Origin of the sequence: Fulvivirga imtechensis AK7, assembly GCF_000331535.1 — a bacterium.
GTDB classification, from domain to species: domain Bacteria; phylum Bacteroidota; class Bacteroidia; order Cytophagales; family Cyclobacteriaceae; genus Fulvivirga; species Fulvivirga imtechensis.
Map to the genome: position 1 here is coordinate 1 of NZ_AMZN01000071.1, position 16,629 is coordinate 16,629.

Below are 16,629 nucleotides of genomic sequence, written 5' to 3' on the forward strand. Positions count from 1 at the left end.
GTTCAGGCTGCTGTTTTTTACTGTAGAAAATAGCCAAACTAAAGGCCCGGGGTGAAGCCCCGGGTTTAAAGAGGAAGTAGAATGTGCCATAGGAAGACTTAGCCATGAAACACAGGCTTTCTTGGCACACGCTGTTAGCAGTAGGATCGAAGCTTTTACTCAAGCAACCATAGATGCGCCAAGATAGCCTTCACCTCTTCCAAAGCCTGAATATGGAGCATTAAAAATTTAATCCTTTCCCGGGGTTTCACACTGGACTACCAATATTGCAGCCCAGCAGGGATGCTTAAGTTAACGGCTATGGGGCTTGCCACGGGGAGGAATCGAAGCGATCCCCTCTTAATACACACCAAGGAAGAGGGGATTGCCGCACTTCGTTACAATGATGATAAATTGTGAGTTTTCTTAGCGGCAGTAATCAATAACATGGCGAAGAAAAAATCCGGGCTCTTTGGAGTTTCATAGCTCAATATGCAGACCATTTCTTCTAACACCTTTTTCTCAAGGGCCGGAATCCGGATGCATCGATCGGGATCGGAGAGACCGGCAGGTGATTTTTATAGCGATTCTTCCATCTTCGGACTTCCATCTTCCGACTTCCGACTTCCGACTTCTACCTTCCCTCACCCCTGTACTAAAAAATCGAAATTTCTATAACAAGGTATTCAAAAATTCGTTATTATAGGTGACAGAAAATATGAACAGGGGAATTATGAGAAGGCTAAAAAATTTAATTTTCAAATTTACAATTTTCGCCTTTGCCGTAGTTTTTGCTAATCTGAGTGTTGATCCTCGCCACCAGGGCTATGAGCCTGGTTTTAATGATTCCAACGAGATAGAGAGTTTGATAGAGCTTGTGTTGGAGATGGGATTGGATATTGATCAGGCGATTCCTGAAAGCGGTACCCCTGAAGGAGATAATTCTATCACTAAAGTGAATTTTTTTGATTGGTTTTATGGGCATGATTATTACGGAAAGCAATTGGCCCGACCTGTTTTACGCACCTCCATTTTTTCTATTCAAAAAGATGATGATATTACCGAATTTATCCGGGATATCATTCCTCCTCCTCCAAAGGCCTAACTCCATTTTTTGAAAAATCATCTACAGAACGTTAGTGTGGATGTCTTATCAGTTTCATCAGCTATTTAGCGACTGTTTTTCGAATTGATATGAGCTATTTTTTTAAAATTAAAAATTACAGCTATGAAAACTTCAATGTTAGAGTACTATAAGTTAATTCTGAGTAAAGTCAGCTTTCACCCTAAACTGTTTTGGAAGGAATACAAAAAGGCACTGATTCATTTAAGTGAGCGCGAATCACAAGAACTAAAAGGCTGGGTACGACTAAATTTTTCACTAGTTATGAGTTAAATATCTAAATATATGGAATCGCATTTATTGAAATCAGAACTGCCGGTTGATCTTCAGATCGAAGCCAAACTGTGTCAGTTGGAGTTTCTGAACCGTGTTTTTCAAAAGCGAGGCCAAAACCTTGATGATGTTTCAAAAGGTTCCTATCTGAGAAAGATCGAGCAGTTGGAACAACATATTTATCAATTGAGGATCAGAAAAACATTGGATTTGATCTCCAGAATGTAATCAAATGGTTTTAATCACAGAGGAAAGTGAGTAATAAAAGGGCAGAGTTTTTCTCTGCGGTACTTGCCCTCCTCTCAGCTTCCTCTGTGGTTAAATAATTTCGAATTTGTTCTTTATATGCTCTGCCTTCTGCTATTATGGATCGTCTGCTTTTTCTATCTTTCTTTCCTCTCTGCGGGTTAATTATTATTCCTACACCTACGTTTTAACCCTTTATTTAACGTGAGTTCGATATAGTAGAACCGATTAGATTCTTTTTCTACAGAAAAGCAGCTACAAAAATTTAATAAACCAATTTAGCAATCATCATACTAGTGAAAAACTATATCTGTCCATTACTGTTAAAAATACAGGCAAGGGGCAGGAAAAGTAGCCGCTGAGCTTTTATTCCAGGGGATCTTTATGTCTCGATTACGCTCAAATAGAAAAAGAGAAGAAGTTTGACAAAATAGAGTTGGACGCCGGGGAAGAAAAGCAGGTGTCTTTTGTAATTGCCCCTGAAGACCTGGCCTCTATTAATGCCCCGGGGGAAAAGATAGTTGAGGCGGAAGAATTCGAGTTCATAATAAATGAGCAGGGTGGTAAGTGTTCAATACGGAGAGGGGCAGGAAAACTGATGATGCGCATTTTATTCACCATAGCTCTACTCGCGCTCTTATGCTGCCAGACAAAGCAAAAAGAAGCAATGAAGGAAAGGGAGGTTGTGCAGGAAACTGCATTTTTATACATAGACACTATAGCCAGGCTTGGCGAAGGTGCAATATGGAATCAAGAAACACGTGAATTCTATTGGGTTGATATAGAAGATGGGAAGGTATTCACCTTTAACCCATTGCTGGAGGAGATGAGGATGATACCTGTAGGGCAGCGCGTAGGTACAGTTGTTCCCTCTTCAAAAGAGGGGCACGTAGTAATAGCGCTTCAGGATGGGATCTATTCTCTGAACCTGGAAACAAAAGAGGTGAAACTGCTGGCAGCAGCGCCTTACGATCCTTCAACCACACGTTTTAATGACGGTAAATGCGATCCGGCCGGCCGCCTCTGGGTAGGGTCCATGGCATTGGACAGTAAACCGCATAAGGCAGCGCTCTATTGCTTTAGGGGTATTCAAAAGGTAACGCAGGTACTTGATAGTATAAGTATTTCCAACGGCCTTTGCTGGTCGGCAGACAGGTCTACCATGTATTATGTAGATACACCCACGCAGACAGTCCAGGCCTTTGATTATGATGATGCGTCAGGGGGTATTTCAAATGGCAGAGTAGTAGTAAAGATAAAAGACGAAGGAGCCTTTCCCGATGGTATGACTATCGACAGTGAAGGAAAGCTGTGGATAGCCCTTTGGGGCGGGTCCGGTGTGGTACGCTATGATCCCGATACAGGCAAGTTGCTTTCCAGGATCTCCGTGCCAGCTAAAAATGTCACTTCATGTGCTTTTGGAGGTGTTAATCTTGACACTTTGTTCATTACCACCGCCAGCATAGGTATGAATGAGGAAGAGCTGGCAAAATATGCGATGGCCGGTGCGGTATTCGCAGCTATTCCCGGAGTGAGAGGTGTTAAAACTAATTTTTTTAAAGAATAGGAGACAGTTCACAACGCAGCTATTTTACCCTCCCGCTGCCCTTGGGATACATATCCATCACAATATCGCTGATGAATACTTCTTTGGTATTAATATCCATCATAGACAACACACCTTCCCAGCCAGCCCCTGTATCCATTAGCCATATTTCACAACACTTCATAGGTGTCATTTGATAGTGGTGAATAGGCGTATGGCCGATGTACACCTCATTGTAGCCGGTAATGCAGCACTCCCTTTTTTCATGCATGTTAGCAATTGCCCTTCTGAACAGGGAGCGGTCCCACAAGAAAATATCCGCAGATTGTATCTCTATGGGCACCTCCGGGTCTATGCCAGCGTGTACAAAGAGCCTTTTACGGTCGTCAAAATAATAGTGGGCCTCTTTTAATAATCTTATATGGCTGTCGGGCATGCCATCAGGATAGCTCCTGATTGTAGCGTCTCCGCCCTGCGATAGCCAGATATTCTTTGCCTCACCACCGGTTGCCCATTCCAGCGCCCACAGGTCATGATTGCCAAGTATGAATACCAGGTTTTGGATCTTTAACAACTCCTCGATAGCCTGATTGGTCTCCGGCCATCCGTCACACACATCTCCGAGGCAGATCAGTTGGTCGTGCTCATAATCAAAACCTGATCGCTCCAGGCATTGGATCAGCGCTTTACAGGCACCATGGATGTCTCCAATAACAAATTGCCTCATGAAAATACTTATTAGTGTTTGTAAGAAACTCTAAGTGACTTTAAGAAAACGTCAAGGTCAAGCTCGCCTTGGCGAAAACCGCTTTGGCCGAGCACAGGCTTTGCAAAGTTCTAAAAAGCGGAATCCCTTGGGGGATGAGCATTTTTGAGACAAGCATAGCCCTGACATGGGTGTTTTCTTAGAGACACTAATTAGATATATGTGCTACTACATCGATCAGAGCCCCTTTATACTTAAGGTACGACATTAATACCAATTTAACAGTACAAGGTAATTAGATGTTAGATATCTGCCGATTATTGAGTAAGCGTAACCCTTTATAAAATTTTTCAGTTGAATTATATATTATTGCTATAGTTTTGTAGTTGATACTTACAGAATTGGGGCCCGCAAGACAATAATTATTAAGCAGAAATGCTTTGGAGACGGGTCATTTTGAAGAAATAAACTGAACGAAGAATATAACCAATCTCAGGAATGGAAGAATCAGCAACGACAATTGACAAAAAAAGAGAACATCAGGAAAAGATAAAACAAGTATTTACTGAAGTAGGCAAGGTAGTCGTAGGCCAGGAGGCAATGGTAAACCGGCTGCTGATTGGTTTATTTACACAAAGCCATATACTATTGGAAGGTGTGCCGGGTATTGCAAAAACCCTTACCGTAAGCACCCTGGCGCAGGTGCTACACCTGGACTTCCAAAGGATACAGTTTACCCCCGATCTTTTACCTGCTGACCTGATAGGTACCATGATCTACAACCAAAAGCAGGCCAAGTTTGAGGTGAAAAAGGGTCCTATTTTTGCCAACATCGTGCTGGCCGATGAGATCAACCGATCACCGGCCAAGGTACAGTCAGCGCTGCTGGAAGCAATGCAGGAAAAACAGGTGACTATCGGTGAAACCACCTTTTTGTTAGACAGGCCGTTTCTTGTACTGGCCACTCAAAACCCGGTAGACCAGGAGGGAACTTATCCACTTCCTGAAGCACAGGTAGACAGGTTTATGATGAAGGTGCATGTAGATTACCCCACCAAAGACCAGGAACTTGAGGTAATGCGCAGGATCTCCAACATGAATTTTGATTACAAAGTGAATCCTGTGCTGACCAAGGAAGACATCTTTGCTATTCGCGATGAGATCAATCAAACCTCCATTTCCGAGTCTTTGGAGAGATATATTATTGAGCTGGTGTATGCCACCAGAGATCCTCGGGCTTACGGTTTAAATGAAGAGGCAGAATACATCCAGTTCGGTGTTTCGCCAAGAGCATCCATTAACCTCAACCTGGCGGCTAAGGCTATGGCCTACTTCGAAGGCAGAGACTATGTGTTGCCGGAGGATATCAAAGAAATAGCGGACGATGTTCTTAATCACCGTATCATTCTCAATTATGAAGCCGAAGCCGACAACGTAAGCACCCACAAGATCGTACAGTCAATCTTGAATAAAGTGGCTATTAACAAATAGTTAAAGCGGAAATAAACGGCTTTCTTTTTATTAGGGAATATTCAAAGCCCGTCATCTTTCAGGTGGCGGGCTTTCTTAATATTGGCTTAAAGTACACCCCTGATTCTTTAACAGAGAGTTAATGCACACATCTGCGTGCGTTAATACTAAAACCCCACCTTTGAGGCAAATTTTAACTGAGGAATCTAATTAAAACTCAAATCTTATTTACAATGAAAAAAATTTTATCACTATTAGCCGCATTTGGAGTGATGTTTTACCTCTCTTCTTGTGGTGACGATGATGATCCTGCTGTAGACAATGGTGTTACTATTTCTGGAGTACCAGCAACGGCAGAAATTGACAATTTAGGAACGTATACGGCTACCGTTACCTTAAAAGCAGAAGATGGACTTGCTGCTTTGGCCGTTACAAAAGGCGGGGCTGCTTTTGATGCAGAAACTTACAGTGGTGAAAAAACTGCCACATACGAATTTAGCTATACTGCTGAGGAAGCAGATGCAGACAAAAACGTGGCGTTCAACTTTACAGCAACCGATACTGATGGAGACACCGGTTCATTTAACTTTGTTTTGAGTGTTGGTGAAGCACCCTCTGAAATTATGATCACCGAGAATATCACAAGTGATGTAACCTGGACGAGCAATATCGTTTATATTTTAGCAGGAAGGATAGCTGTAGAAGATGGCGCTACACTTACTATTGAGGCCGGTACAATTATTAAAGGGCAGGCTGGCTCAGGATCAAACGCTACGGCCCTGGTTATAGCAAGAGGCGGAAAGCTTATGGCAGAAGGAACGGCAGAAGCACCGATTATCTTTACGTCCGTGGCAGACGAGATTGAACCTGGTATGATAGCGAGCCCTAACCTTGACCCTGATGTTGACGGTCTATGGGGAGGCTTAATAGTTCTTGGAAAGGCTCCCATTTCTGTTTCTACTAATGAGGAAACCTTCCAGATAGAAGGTATTCCAGCCAGTGATATCAATGGCCTTTATGGTGGCAATGATCCTGAAGATAATTCCGGGGTGATCCGTTATGTGTCTATCAGACATGGTGGATCAAATATCGGAGAAGGTAACGAGATCAACGGGTTGACGTTGGGCGGAGTTGGTTCAGGTACCGTAGTTGAATATATAGAGGTAGTTGCTAATCAGGATGACGGGATCGAGTGGTTCGGAGGAACAGTGAACGTAACTAATGCGCTGGTATGGAATTCCGGAGACGATGCGCTGGACACAGATCAGGCATGGTCAGGTACAATGGATAACTTTGTGATTATCGCTGGTGCAGATACTGATCACGCACTCGAAATTGACGGACCAGAAGGAACATTCCTGGGTGCGCATACTCTTAAAAATGGATCTGTTAAGGGAAGTTCAGTTGCCGAATTAGGAGATTTCAGAGATGGAGCAAGGGGTACTTTTCAAAGCATCTACTTCTTCAATTTCCCTGATCCTGCAGGTGATGGTAGAGGTGACCTGTCACTCAGTGGAACCAAAACCACTGATAATTTCGCAAATGATGACCTGGTATTTAGCAATCTTGAGGTCACTTTACTTGGTGGGGTTACATTAACAGATGTATTCAAAAATGGTACGGATGCTCATGCTTCCAGCGTAGCTTCAGGAGCCAATACAGTAGGTGCCGATGTATCTAAGTTTAGTGGCTGGAGTTGGGCACATGCAGCAGGCGAATTGGCTGATTTTTAGGAAAACACAGCTCTAATTCGAAAAAAAAGCCGTCTCAAAAGTCTGGTCGTTATTACAAAACTTGATTTAATCAAGTTCAGAGTGACGCAAGCAGAAGACTTTTAGGACGGCTTTTTTTATTATCGTTTGATTACGATAATAACAATCATTTAACATTCATATAAACTTGTAGTAACTGATTTTGACGAGATTAAGCTGAATTTTGCAGAAATTTATTTAACAGATTTACTATGCGTAAAGCAAAACTACTAACATTAGGATTTCTGCTCAGCCTGTCTTTAGCAAGTCATGCTCAAAAGGGAATCATACGAGGATCCGTTATTGACAATACTTCCGGTGAGCCGTTAATTGGTGTAACAGTAATACTGAATGGTACTACCACCGGAGCAGCTACTGATTTTGACGGTAAGTTTGAAATAGCTACTGAGCCGGGTACCTACACCTTACAGGTTTCTTTTATCTCCTACCAAAAATTATCCATTGAAGGAGTAAAAGTCATTGATGGCGAGGTTTCCGTTATTAACAACATCCGCCTCAAGGAAGATGTAGAGGAGCTGGCAGAGGTCGTGATCACAGCAGAAGCCATAAAAACTACAGAAGAGGCGCTACTGACCGTGAAGAGGAAATCAGCCAATCTTTTGGATGGCATATCGTCTGCTAATTTCAGGAAAATTGGAGATTCTGATGCTGGTGAAGCGGTGAAGCGTGTACCTGGCGTTTCCATTGAAGGCGGTAAATATGTATATGTACGGGGTTTAGGTGACAGGTACACAAAATCAACGCTGAACGGAGTAGATATTCCGGGCCTCGACCCTGACCGGAACACCATTCAGATGGATCTGTTTCCCACCAACCTGATCGATGATATTATTGTACTTAAGTCTTTTACAGCAGATCTGCCTGCCGATTTTACCGGTGGTATAGTGAATATAGACACTAAAGATTTCCCGGAAGAAAAAACCTTTAGTGTCTCTGCCAGCCTCGGATATAATCCGAATATGCATTTCAACAGCAACTATCTAACCTATAAAGGCGGGTCTACGGATTTCCTTGGCTTTGACGATGGCACTCGTGATATACCGACCGGTAGAAGTCAGGATATCCCCTTGTATACGGATGTTGTCGGCAGACCTAACAGTGAAGCTGGTCAGCGTTATATGAATATTTTGCAGGGCTTTAACCCTACCCTGGCCGCTATGAGAGATAGGAGTTTAATGAATTTTGGATTAGGGGTGAACCTGGGAAATCAGATCACCAAATCCAAAAATACTTATGGATACAACTTTGCTCTGGTCTACCGAAACGATACTGAGTATTACGAAGGAGCAGAATATGGCCGATTTGGAAAAAATGATCCTGAGATCCTTGAGTTGGATTCCAGAGAATATCAGAAAGGTGATTTTGGCGTTAACAGTGTTTCGTTGAGTGGTATTGCCGGGCTTGCACTTAAAAGAGAGAGGGCCAAGTATAAGCTGAACGTGCTGCACTCCCAAAACGGAGAATCGAAGGCAGGAATATTCGACTATAGAAATACCGACCTTGGCGCGGTGTTTGACGCCATCCAGCACAACCTCGAATATAGTGAGCGCTCACTTACCAATGTATTGGTCAATGGTGTTCACTACAACCGTGATGCAAGCTGGGAGGTAGAATGGAAAATATCTCCTACCAGATCACGTATTGAGGACCCTGATATCAGGTACACCCGATTCAGAGTGGATGGCAGTAATGTTTCCATCGGCACTGAATCTGGTTACCCGGAGCGTATCTGGAGATTTTTGGAGGAAGACAATCTGGCCGGGAAATTAGATATTTCAAAGAAATATAAATTTAAAGGTGAATCAGCCAAGGTGATATTTGGTGGAGGATATACCTACAAACAAAGAAATTATGAGATCCAGAATTTCCAGATCATACCACAGGGAATAGCGTTAAGTGGAGACCCCAATGAAATATTTGTTGAAGAAAACCTGTGGCCAAGTAATGATAGTGGTACACGAGGAACAAGATATGAGCCTCTGTTCATGCCCAACAATACCAATAAATATGATGCTGATATGATCAACTCATCGGTATACGTATCCAACGAGTTTAGTCCACTGAAAAGATTTAAAGCAATTTTAGGCATAAGAGCCGAAAGCTATACGCAGCACTATACAGGTCAAAACCAACAAGGGCTGGCGGTTGATCGTGAAGAGGTGTTGGATGATCTTGATCTTTTCCCCTCGCTGAATTTGATCTACGCTCTTAGTGAAAAGCAAAATCTGCGTTTCTCTTATTCAAGAACTATTGCCAGACCATCATTTAAAGAAGCTTCATACGCAGAGATCCTTGATCCTTTAACGGGAAGGACTTTTATAGGAGGCTTTTTCCAGGATGTGAATTCCTCCGGAGAAGTTATATGGGACGGAAACCTAACCGCCACAAGGATCGATAACTTCGACCTCAGGTGGGAGGTGTTTCAGAAAAGAGGCCAAATGATTTCGTTAAGTGCATTTTATAAAGCATTTGACCGCCCTATAGAGATCGTACAATATGTTCAGGCCCCTAATAACTTCCAGGCAAGGAATGTGGGCGATGGTCAGGTAATGGGTATAGAGGTAGAAGTGAGACAAAGTCTGGCTTTGCTGACTCCCAAACTCGAAAACCTGTCTGTAACGGGTAATGTTACCTTTACCGAATCAAAGATTGACATGACGGCTACCGAGTATAATTCCAGGGTAAGAAATGCTCGCGAAGGAGAGACCATCAATAATGTCAGGAGCATGGCAGGGCAGGCCCCTTATATAATTAATGCCGGACTGTCATATGCAGGTATTTCGAATGGCATTGAAGCAGGCCTCTACTACAATGTGCAGGGTGAAACCCTACAGTTTGTAGGGATAGCTGATAAGCCGGATGTTTACAGCGTTCCTTTCCATAGCTTGAATTTTAACGCCAATAAGATAGTCGGGGCTGAAGAGAAAATGAGGATAGGTGTAAAAGTGAGTAATATTTTAGGGGACAAGAAAGAGTCGGTATTTCAGTCATTCGGTGCCAAAGACCAATTGTTTGACAGAATTGCCCCGGGGACAAGCTTTAGTGTAAGCCTGGGATACAACTTTTAAAAAGAACGGGTAGAAATACATCAGGCTGTCTAAAAAGCCCTTTGTCATTCAAAAAGTGGATTTGGAATTCCAAGTGGGATTTCTTAAACAAACTCAGAATGATGTCAGAGGAGGACTTTTTAGACAGCCCCTTAAAAGGGAGATATCTGCCATGGCTATTGTTAACCGTTGGTCTTACTTTGGTGTGAATTCAATAACCAGAAACCAAAGCTGGTTGCAACTTCAGAATATTATTTACCCTTGCCAGTTGCTCTTTTTTATCTTCAATATTCATGGCATCGGCCAATAAGGCCCGGGCTATCACAGCTCCAAATTCAATTACCCTTTCCGAATTATAAAAGAGAATAGTTTTTTCCAGGTTGTCTACCGCTTCTTTTAATAGCTGTTCATTATAGGCTGCTACAGCCGCATTGTAATAATGCAACCCGACAATATGGCTCAGGCCTACTTCGTTGTTGATCTTGGACACATACTCATAGGTGTTTTTATTGCTGGCAGTCAACCTGTAGTTACCGGCATCATATTCACTCAGCCGTTTTTCAATTTCTTTAGAGTCGTTGATAAACCCATTGAGCGGATCGGTAGATTCGAATAACACCACCCTGTCTTCGATGTCGATCTGCAGATAGATGTGGTAGTTAGTTTCTACTACCAGATAGCCTATGTCCAGGGCGTCCAGCATCAAGGCATATAATGCAGATGCGGAAAGACAGTCGTACTCTCCATTAGTAAAGACGGAACGGAGTGTTGAAAAGGAATTATATTTTTTTAGGAACTTCTGATGTGTTTTGTAAAACAGATGTGATAGAAAGCGCTGATCATTGTCATATTTCCCCTTTTTCTTAGCGAGTACAGCAATGAACTCGTTAAAAACCTCTCTGTATTTGTCTATTTCTTCTTTAACAACGGCCTTATCAGTGATTAGTTGCAACGTAAGCATATCTACTGATTGATCCTCCAGGTAGCTTTGAATTACCTCTTGTTCGAAAGCAGAATGATATTGCAATTTGGCAACAGTGATGTTTTGGGCATGAAGTACTACCGAATTAAAAAGTGTTGAAATAATCAAAAAAATAATACCCCGCTTCTTCATGATCTTCCTTTCTTAACAATCTCTTAACATTAAGATAATATAAACGCTCCATATTAACAAGATTGCTAACGTTAAGTTAATGTTAGTTGGATGTAAAACGCTCGGTCCTGTTCCGAAAGCTTTAATAGTCGGCAAAAGCAGTTGACAAAAAAGTCATGAGTACTGAGTCGTGAGCATTGAGTAGAGGAACGCTAATATGAACTACGAAATGAGATATTTTTAGTGTGTATATTGTTAAGTTAAATTAGTGGCTTTAGGAAAACGTCAATGTCAAGCTCGCCTTTGTGCAGCCGCTTCGGCAGAGCAAGGGCTTGCGAAGTCCCAAAAAGCGGCGTACCTTGGGAATGAGCAAATTTTGGTTAATTGTTAGCTCCCGGCAACAAAAGGTAACTATTTTTTTTTCTGTACGTTTTGATAATGTTACTGAGCTCATTTTCTCATCACAAATTCCTGAAATGCCACCAAAACGAGTATTAATTACCGGAGGCACAGGCCTCATAGGTTCCCGGCTCACCGAGCTTCTTCTGGAAAAAAATTATGAAGTCAGGTATTTAAGCCGCTCACCGGGTAAGGTGAATAATGTGGAAGCGTTTGAGTGGGATGTAAAAAAGCAAACAATGGATACCAGCGCCATTGCGGGTGTAACGGGCATAATCAATTTGGCCGGTGCAGGTGTGGCTGATAAACGGTGGAACCAGGACCGAAAGAAATTGATTATGGCCAGCAGAACGCGTTCTACGGCCTTACTAAAGGACACATTGCGGGATATCCCCAACCAGGTGAAAGTGGTGGTTTCCGCTTCGGGGATCAACTACTATGGCTATGATACCGGAGGCGTGGTTAAGAAAGAGGCCAGCCGCTTTGGCGATGATTTTCTGGCAACAGTTACCAAAGCATGGGAAGCAGAGGCGGATCTTATTGCTGATCTGGACATAAGAGTGGTCAAAATGCGAATAGGGATGGTATTAAGTAGGGATGGAGGTGCCTTGGATAAAATGAAAATGCCCATAAAGTACGGTTTGGGAGCACCCCTTGGATCCGGTGATCAGTATGTGAGCTGGGTGCATATTGATGACCTTTGCAGAATGTTTATATATGCGATTGAGAATGAAAATATTTCAGGAGCTTACAACGCTGTTACTCCTTATCCTGTTACTAATAAACAGCTTACCAAAGAGATAGGGAAAGCACTGGGTAAACCGGTTTTTTTACCCAAAGTACCTGCTTTTGCACTTAAGCTGGCACTCGGAGAAATGGCTTCCATGGTACTTGGTGGTGTGAGGGCCTCACCGGAAAAGATCATGACCGAGGGTTTTGAATTCAAATACCCCGGATTAAAAGAGGCCCTTAGCGATCTTTTTGCATAAATAATGATGCGAAACTATTTTTTACTCAACTGATATTTTTTAAGTTTATCGGCTGCTTGAAAAAAACCACGGAATAACTGTGGTTTCGTTGTTTCTAATATACCCGGCAGAAAGGATAAGGGCAGTAAATGGGTAAAGCAAATAAAGAAAATAAAAGTATGGAAGAGAAAAAGACAAAGCTTGATAATATAAAGAATATGAATGATCTGACGGAAGAGGAGAAGAAGATAGTACAGGCTTTTGAGGAAAAAGATTGGAATGAGATCAAAAGCTACGACTCGTGGGTGATATTTAAAGTAATGTCGGAGTTTGTAGAAGGATTTGAAAAACTTGCCAAAATAGGTCCATGTGTTACCATATTCGGATCAGCTCGGACCCCCCCTGAGCATAAGTATTATAAAATGGCAGAAGAAATTGCTGCTAAGCTTGTGCGACATGGCTATGGGGTAATCTCTGGCGGTGGACCGGGTATAATGGAGGCAGCCAACAAGGGAGCTAAGTCGGAGGGAGGAAAATCCGTAGGATTAAATATCATACTTCCTTTTGAGCAAAAGGGCAATGATTTTATAGATGCTGATAAGCTTATCACGTTTGATTATTTCTTCGTGCGCAAGGTGATGTTTGTGAAATATTCTCAAGGGTTTATTGTGATGCCCGGTGGTTTTGGTACCCTTGACGAACTTTTTGAAGCGCTTACACTTATTCAAACCAAGAAAATTGGGAAATTCCCCATCGTTCTGGTGGGCAAAGAATACTGGGGTGGTCTTATTGATTGGATCAAAACTACAATGCTGCAGGCGTGCAACAATGTGCATGAAGAAGACCTGAAACTTTTCAAAGTGGTGGAAACTGAGGCGGAAGCTGTGGAAGCAATAGATGACTTCTACTCTAAATACCTGTTGTCTCCGAACTTCTAATGTTAGATATGAGATATGAGATATGAGACGTGAGATATGAGACGTGAGATATGAGACGTGAGATGTGAGAGGAAGTCGGGTAGCTGGTGAAAGAGCCATACATGCCGCTCTCCTCTCATGCTGTTGAGTTGAGACGGGGCGGATGTATATATCTCATGCATTGTCAGGCACTTTGCTTCAAACACCAAAAGCTCCCACTATTGCTTTCGTTTCCATTTTTGGGAAATTAGAACTTATGAAATATTTTGTTTCCGCTAACCGGAGCATATGGAACTATTTTTGTGAGAGATTGATTACTGGATCTGAACCTCTTTAAATTTTTTCGACCTATGAAGTATTTTCCCCACGCCCTGTCACTACTATCTTTTGTTGTAATTTGTGCCTATATAAAATTTGATAATGACCGTTCGCAAAAAGCTCAACGGGAGATACATCAGCCTGCTCAAGAAGAGCAATATGCTTTTTACAAAGTGGATAATCCACCTGCTGGTGAATACGCGGGATATCTGAATGCAGTCTCCCTGGAGCTGCCAAACGAACTTTATTTTGCAGGAGAGCGTGTACCTCTGGAAATTCCTGATGTTAGGGAAAGGCTGGACCGTGAGTTGCACATCAATACCTACTGGCACAGTAGTACTATCTTTTTGATCAAAAGGGCGCATCAATGGCTACCGCAAATTGAGGAAATACTGTCAAAACATGGGGTGCCCGATGATTTTAAGTACTTGACCGCTATTGAAGGGGGATTTGTAAATGCTGTTTCTCCGGCTAATGCCGTGGGTTTTTGGCAAATATTGGAATCGGCCGGTGAGGAAAATGGATTGGAGATCACCAAAGAGGTGGATGAAAGGTATGATCCGTTGAAAGCGACCGAAGCAGCTTGTAAGTACCTGAAGAAAGCTCACGCTAAATTTGGTAACTGGACCAACGCTGCGGCTTCGTACAACCGGGGCATGGGTGGCTTGCAAAGAGCTCTCGACAACCAAAAGGTGGATTCCTACTATGACCTGATGCTTAATGAAGAGACCTCAAGATATGTATTCAGAATTCTGGCTATCAAAGAAATTATTGAGCACCCGAAAAGATACGGTTTTAATATAGATAAAAGACACCTTTATGAGCCTGAAGAGTTGAGATATGTTGAGGTGGATAGGGATATCAAAGATCTGGTGTCATTTGCTAAGGCGCAGGGGATCAATTATAAACTATTGAAGAGACACAACCCCTGGCTGAGAGATGACCACCTGGATGTGAAGAGAAACAAGACCTACAAGATCGCCATTCCAATGGCACCGTAAAATTGAAAAAATAAGTTCTCATTGAGGAAATGGTTGAAGTGACCCGCCAATAGGCGGTCATCCTATCCCGAATGCTTTAAAGCTTTCGGGAGAAGGATTTTCCTAAGTTGTGAATAGTACTCTTGAACTTATTAAGATTCTTCACTCTTCCTTAAAGAGGTTTTTTCGATGTTTTCTGATATGCATAGGAGAAGGGATCAAAATCCCAAAATACAGGTTGACCCGCAGAATGTTAAGTCTATCTCCGGGCTCTGCTCCGGCTTCTACGCCCTGTAGATACCTTTTACAAAATAATCGGCATACTGGCGAGCTTTTCGGGCCAGGTAGTCCTTTTTTCTGATCAGAAAGAGAATGCCAAACAATAGCAGATAAATGCCTCCTACAATGAAATAACCCCATACCGCTGTTTCCAGCCATACGTTGAATAGCACGGCCAGACCAATGCTGACAAATAGTGTAAAGAAGAACATCAGGATACCCAACGCGGCATAGACGATCACCTGAGATACCTTCTCGGCAATCTCTTCGCGGATATGCTCCTTGGCATCGGCTATCCTATGTTCTACGTAGTTGATAGGTTTACGAATTAAACTTGTCAGAATTGACATATTTTCTTCAATTGTTTTTAACTGCCTGAGATTCGTTTTTGGCAGATTTCAATGCCTCATTGCTAAACTCCATCAGGTCGTTGGCGGCATCTTTCACCGCCCCTTCTATTTTTTTATAAGTTACACTCCCCTTATCCGGAGCTATTAGCAATCCTAAAATAGTACCCACCCCTAATCCGGTGGCTAGTCCTGCGAGAAATTTTGCATTATCGTTCATAATTGAAATTATTTTTAGTTAGTATTTATCAATCAATAGTAATGGCCGTTGCCGATTCCCAGTTTTCATAATCTTCAAGCTCATCGTTAATTCCATTATACACCCATACAATTACAGCCAGGTCGTCAGCCAGACCCAGCAGGGGTATGAAGTCAGGTATAAAATCGAGCACCCAAACGAAATAGAGCAGTCCCCCTGCTATACGTATGATGGCCGTTGTGGGTATTTTTCGATACTCACCATTGTAATACGCTCTAAGCAGCCGCATAAGGATTTGAGTCTTCTCCTGGAAGTCTTGTCGCAGCCGCTTTCTATTGCTTTCTTCTTTGAGCTTTTCAAAAGCATGCTCCAGGAGCCTGAAAATTTTACTTTTGCTGTAGGCCAGTTTCTCAGCTACTTTCATAGCTATAGCAAATGCTTTGGATTCCAGCACAGCACCAACAGCCGATCCTGTCGACCTGCCATTCGTGGCTCCATTGGAATTATCAGTAGTAGTGTTAGTTGCCATATTTCTTGTTATTGAAAATATCGTACCGCTTTTAATTGGCTCCTGATTTTTTGCTGCAGGAGCTGGCTTATCTGCCTTCTGCTAATCATAACAGTTATGTGCCGTAGATGTTTCGAGCGAAAATAGTAGAAATTACACCACATACAGTTAGGTGGTTCTCAGCCTGGCGTTCTCATTTTTTCCTGCCTAATGTGATAAAGGCAGGCTGTTACACATCAATTAGTGTCTCTAATAAAACGCCATGTCCGCCTTACGCTCGTCCTAAAAATACCAACCCAGACAACGGGACTCCGCTTTTTTAGGACTTCACACCTGTTTTCCAAAGCACTTCGGTGCGTAGACACAAGCCCTTGTTCAGTCAAAGCGGCTACCGAAGGGAAGCTTGAGTTTGCTTAAAGTCAATTGTAGTTTTCTTACCAGCACTTATTAAACTTCAAA

At 42.5% G+C, this 16,629-nt stretch carries 14 protein-coding genes; 9 read left to right on the forward strand and 5 right to left on the reverse strand.

The features are described from left to right. Nucleotides 1–712 precede the first annotated feature (712 nt). The 3 genes from C900_RS20285 to C900_RS20295 all read left to right on the forward strand — a co-directional run bounded on the left by C900_RS20285 (nt 713) and on the right by C900_RS20295 (nt 3,188). Nucleotides 713–1,084 (forward strand): hypothetical protein, encoded by a 372-nt coding sequence (locus C900_RS20285; protein WP_157494098.1) that lies wholly within the window; start codon nt 713–715, stop codon nt 1,082–1,084. Between the two features lie 303 nt (nt 1,085–1,387). Beyond that, the gene (locus C900_RS20290) at nt 1,388–1,603 is read left to right on the forward strand and encodes a hypothetical protein (RefSeq protein WP_009582065.1); all 216 of its coding nucleotides are present in this window, start codon (nt 1,388–1,390) and stop codon (nt 1,601–1,603) included. A 421-nt stretch (nt 1,604–2,024) separates the two neighbouring features. After that, entirely contained in the window at nt 2,025–3,188 is a 1,164-nt protein-coding gene (locus C900_RS20295; RefSeq protein ID WP_342662401.1) for an SMP-30/gluconolactonase/LRE family protein, read from the forward strand. Between the two features lie 19 nt (nt 3,189–3,207). Here C900_RS20295 and C900_RS20300 read toward each other — a convergent pair whose 3' ends face one another. Beyond that, nucleotides 3,208–3,894, reverse strand: a complete 687-nt coding sequence (locus C900_RS20300) for a metallophosphoesterase (RefSeq protein ID WP_009582067.1) — start codon at nt 3,892–3,894, stop codon at nt 3,208–3,210. A 477-nt stretch (nt 3,895–4,371) separates the two neighbouring features. Here C900_RS20300 and C900_RS20305 point away from each other — a divergent pair, with 477 nt between their 5' ends. The 3 genes from C900_RS20305 to C900_RS20315 all read left to right on the forward strand — a co-directional run bounded on the left by C900_RS20305 (nt 4,372) and on the right by C900_RS20315 (nt 10,183). Further along, nucleotides 4,372–5,364: an AAA family ATPase gene (locus C900_RS20305; RefSeq protein ID WP_009582068.1), complete on the forward strand. Its 993-nt coding sequence runs from the start codon at nt 4,372–4,374 to the stop codon at nt 5,362–5,364. Nucleotides 5,365–5,576: 212 nt separating this feature from the next. After that, the gene (locus tag C900_RS20310) at nt 5,577–7,076 is read left to right on the forward strand and encodes a hypothetical protein (protein ID WP_009582069.1); all 1,500 of its coding nucleotides are present in this window, start codon (nt 5,577–5,579) and stop codon (nt 7,074–7,076) included. 230 nt (nt 7,077–7,306) lie between these two features. Beyond that, nucleotides 7,307–10,183, forward strand: coding sequence for a TonB-dependent receptor (locus C900_RS20315; protein WP_009582070.1), 2,877 nt, complete (start codon nt 7,307–7,309; stop codon nt 10,181–10,183). Between the two features lie 190 nt (nt 10,184–10,373). Here C900_RS20315 and C900_RS20320 read toward each other — a convergent pair whose 3' ends face one another. After that, nucleotides 10,374–11,276, reverse strand: a complete 903-nt coding sequence (locus tag C900_RS20320) for a hypothetical protein (protein ID WP_009582071.1) — start codon at nt 11,274–11,276, stop codon at nt 10,374–10,376. A 455-nt stretch (nt 11,277–11,731) separates the two neighbouring features. On the opposite strand from C900_RS20320, the gene C900_RS20325 reads away from it, so the two are divergent. From C900_RS20325 to C900_RS20335, 3 genes are all read left to right on the forward strand, one after another. Next, a complete protein-coding gene (locus C900_RS20325) occupies nt 11,732–12,643 on the forward strand; it encodes a TIGR01777 family oxidoreductase (protein WP_009582072.1) in 912 nt (303 codons plus the stop codon). A gap of 197 nt (nt 12,644–12,840) precedes the next feature. Continuing rightward, the gene (locus C900_RS20330; protein ID WP_040497191.1) at nt 12,841–13,560 is read left to right on the forward strand and encodes an LOG family protein; all 720 of its coding nucleotides are present in this window, start codon (nt 12,841–12,843) and stop codon (nt 13,558–13,560) included. Between the two features lie 329 nt (nt 13,561–13,889). Then, entirely contained in the window at nt 13,890–14,858 is a 969-nt protein-coding gene (locus C900_RS20335; RefSeq protein WP_009582075.1) for a lytic transglycosylase domain-containing protein, read from the forward strand. A 263-nt stretch (nt 14,859–15,121) separates the two neighbouring features. Here the strand turns inward: C900_RS20335 and C900_RS20340 are convergent, their stop codons facing one another. Genes C900_RS20340 through C900_RS28740 form a run of 3 tightly spaced genes read right to left on the reverse strand, consistent with a single transcriptional unit; the run spans nt 15,122 to nt 16,191 of the window. Beyond that, nucleotides 15,122–15,466, reverse strand: a complete 345-nt coding sequence (locus C900_RS20340; protein ID WP_009582076.1) for a phage holin family protein — start codon at nt 15,464–15,466, stop codon at nt 15,122–15,124. Nucleotides 15,467–15,473: 7 nt separating this feature from the next. Further along, the gene (locus C900_RS20345; protein ID WP_009582077.1) at nt 15,474–15,683 is read right to left on the reverse strand and encodes a YtxH domain-containing protein; all 210 of its coding nucleotides are present in this window, start codon (nt 15,681–15,683) and stop codon (nt 15,474–15,476) included. Between the two features lie 28 nt (nt 15,684–15,711). Beyond that, on the reverse strand, nt 15,712–16,191 hold the full coding sequence (locus C900_RS28740) for a YkvA family protein (protein ID WP_009582078.1): 480 nt from the start codon (nt 16,189–16,191) through the stop codon (nt 15,712–15,714). Nucleotides 16,192–16,629: the final 438 nt, after the last annotated feature.

Excerpts from the sequence above, each read along its gene's own strand:
- C900_RS20285 (WP_157494098.1), top strand. The coding sequence starts at position 713 with ATGAGAAGGCTAAAAAATTTAATTTTCAAATTTACAATTTTCGCCTTT.
- C900_RS20290 (WP_009582065.1), top strand. The coding sequence starts at position 1,388 with ATGGAATCGCATTTATTGAAATCAGAACTGCCGGTTGATCTTCAGATC.
- C900_RS20300 (WP_009582067.1), bottom strand. The coding sequence starts at position 3,894 with ATGAGGCAATTTGTTATTGGAGACATCCATGGTGCCTGTAAAGCGCTG.
- C900_RS20305 (WP_009582068.1), top strand. The coding sequence starts at position 4,372 with ATGGAAGAATCAGCAACGACAATTGACAAAAAAAGAGAACATCAGGAA.
- C900_RS20310 (WP_009582069.1), top strand. The coding sequence starts at position 5,577 with ATGAAAAAAATTTTATCACTATTAGCCGCATTTGGAGTGATGTTTTAC.
- C900_RS20315 (WP_009582070.1), top strand. The coding sequence starts at position 7,307 with ATGCGTAAAGCAAAACTACTAACATTAGGATTTCTGCTCAGCCTGTCT.
- C900_RS20320 (WP_009582071.1), bottom strand. The coding sequence starts at position 11,276 with ATGAAGAAGCGGGGTATTATTTTTTTGATTATTTCAACACTTTTTAAT.
- C900_RS20325 (WP_009582072.1), top strand. The coding sequence starts at position 11,732 with ATGCCACCAAAACGAGTATTAATTACCGGAGGCACAGGCCTCATAGGT.
- C900_RS20330 (WP_040497191.1), top strand. The coding sequence starts at position 12,841 with ATGAATGATCTGACGGAAGAGGAGAAGAAGATAGTACAGGCTTTTGAG.
- C900_RS20335 (WP_009582075.1), top strand. The coding sequence starts at position 13,890 with ATGAAGTATTTTCCCCACGCCCTGTCACTACTATCTTTTGTTGTAATT.
- C900_RS20340 (WP_009582076.1), bottom strand. The coding sequence starts at position 15,466 with ATGTCAATTCTGACAAGTTTAATTCGTAAACCTATCAACTACGTAGAA.
- C900_RS20345 (WP_009582077.1), bottom strand. The coding sequence starts at position 15,683 with ATGAACGATAATGCAAAATTTCTCGCAGGACTAGCCACCGGATTAGGG.
- C900_RS28740 (WP_009582078.1), bottom strand. The coding sequence starts at position 16,191 with ATGGCAACTAACACTACTACTGATAATTCCAATGGAGCCACGAATGGC.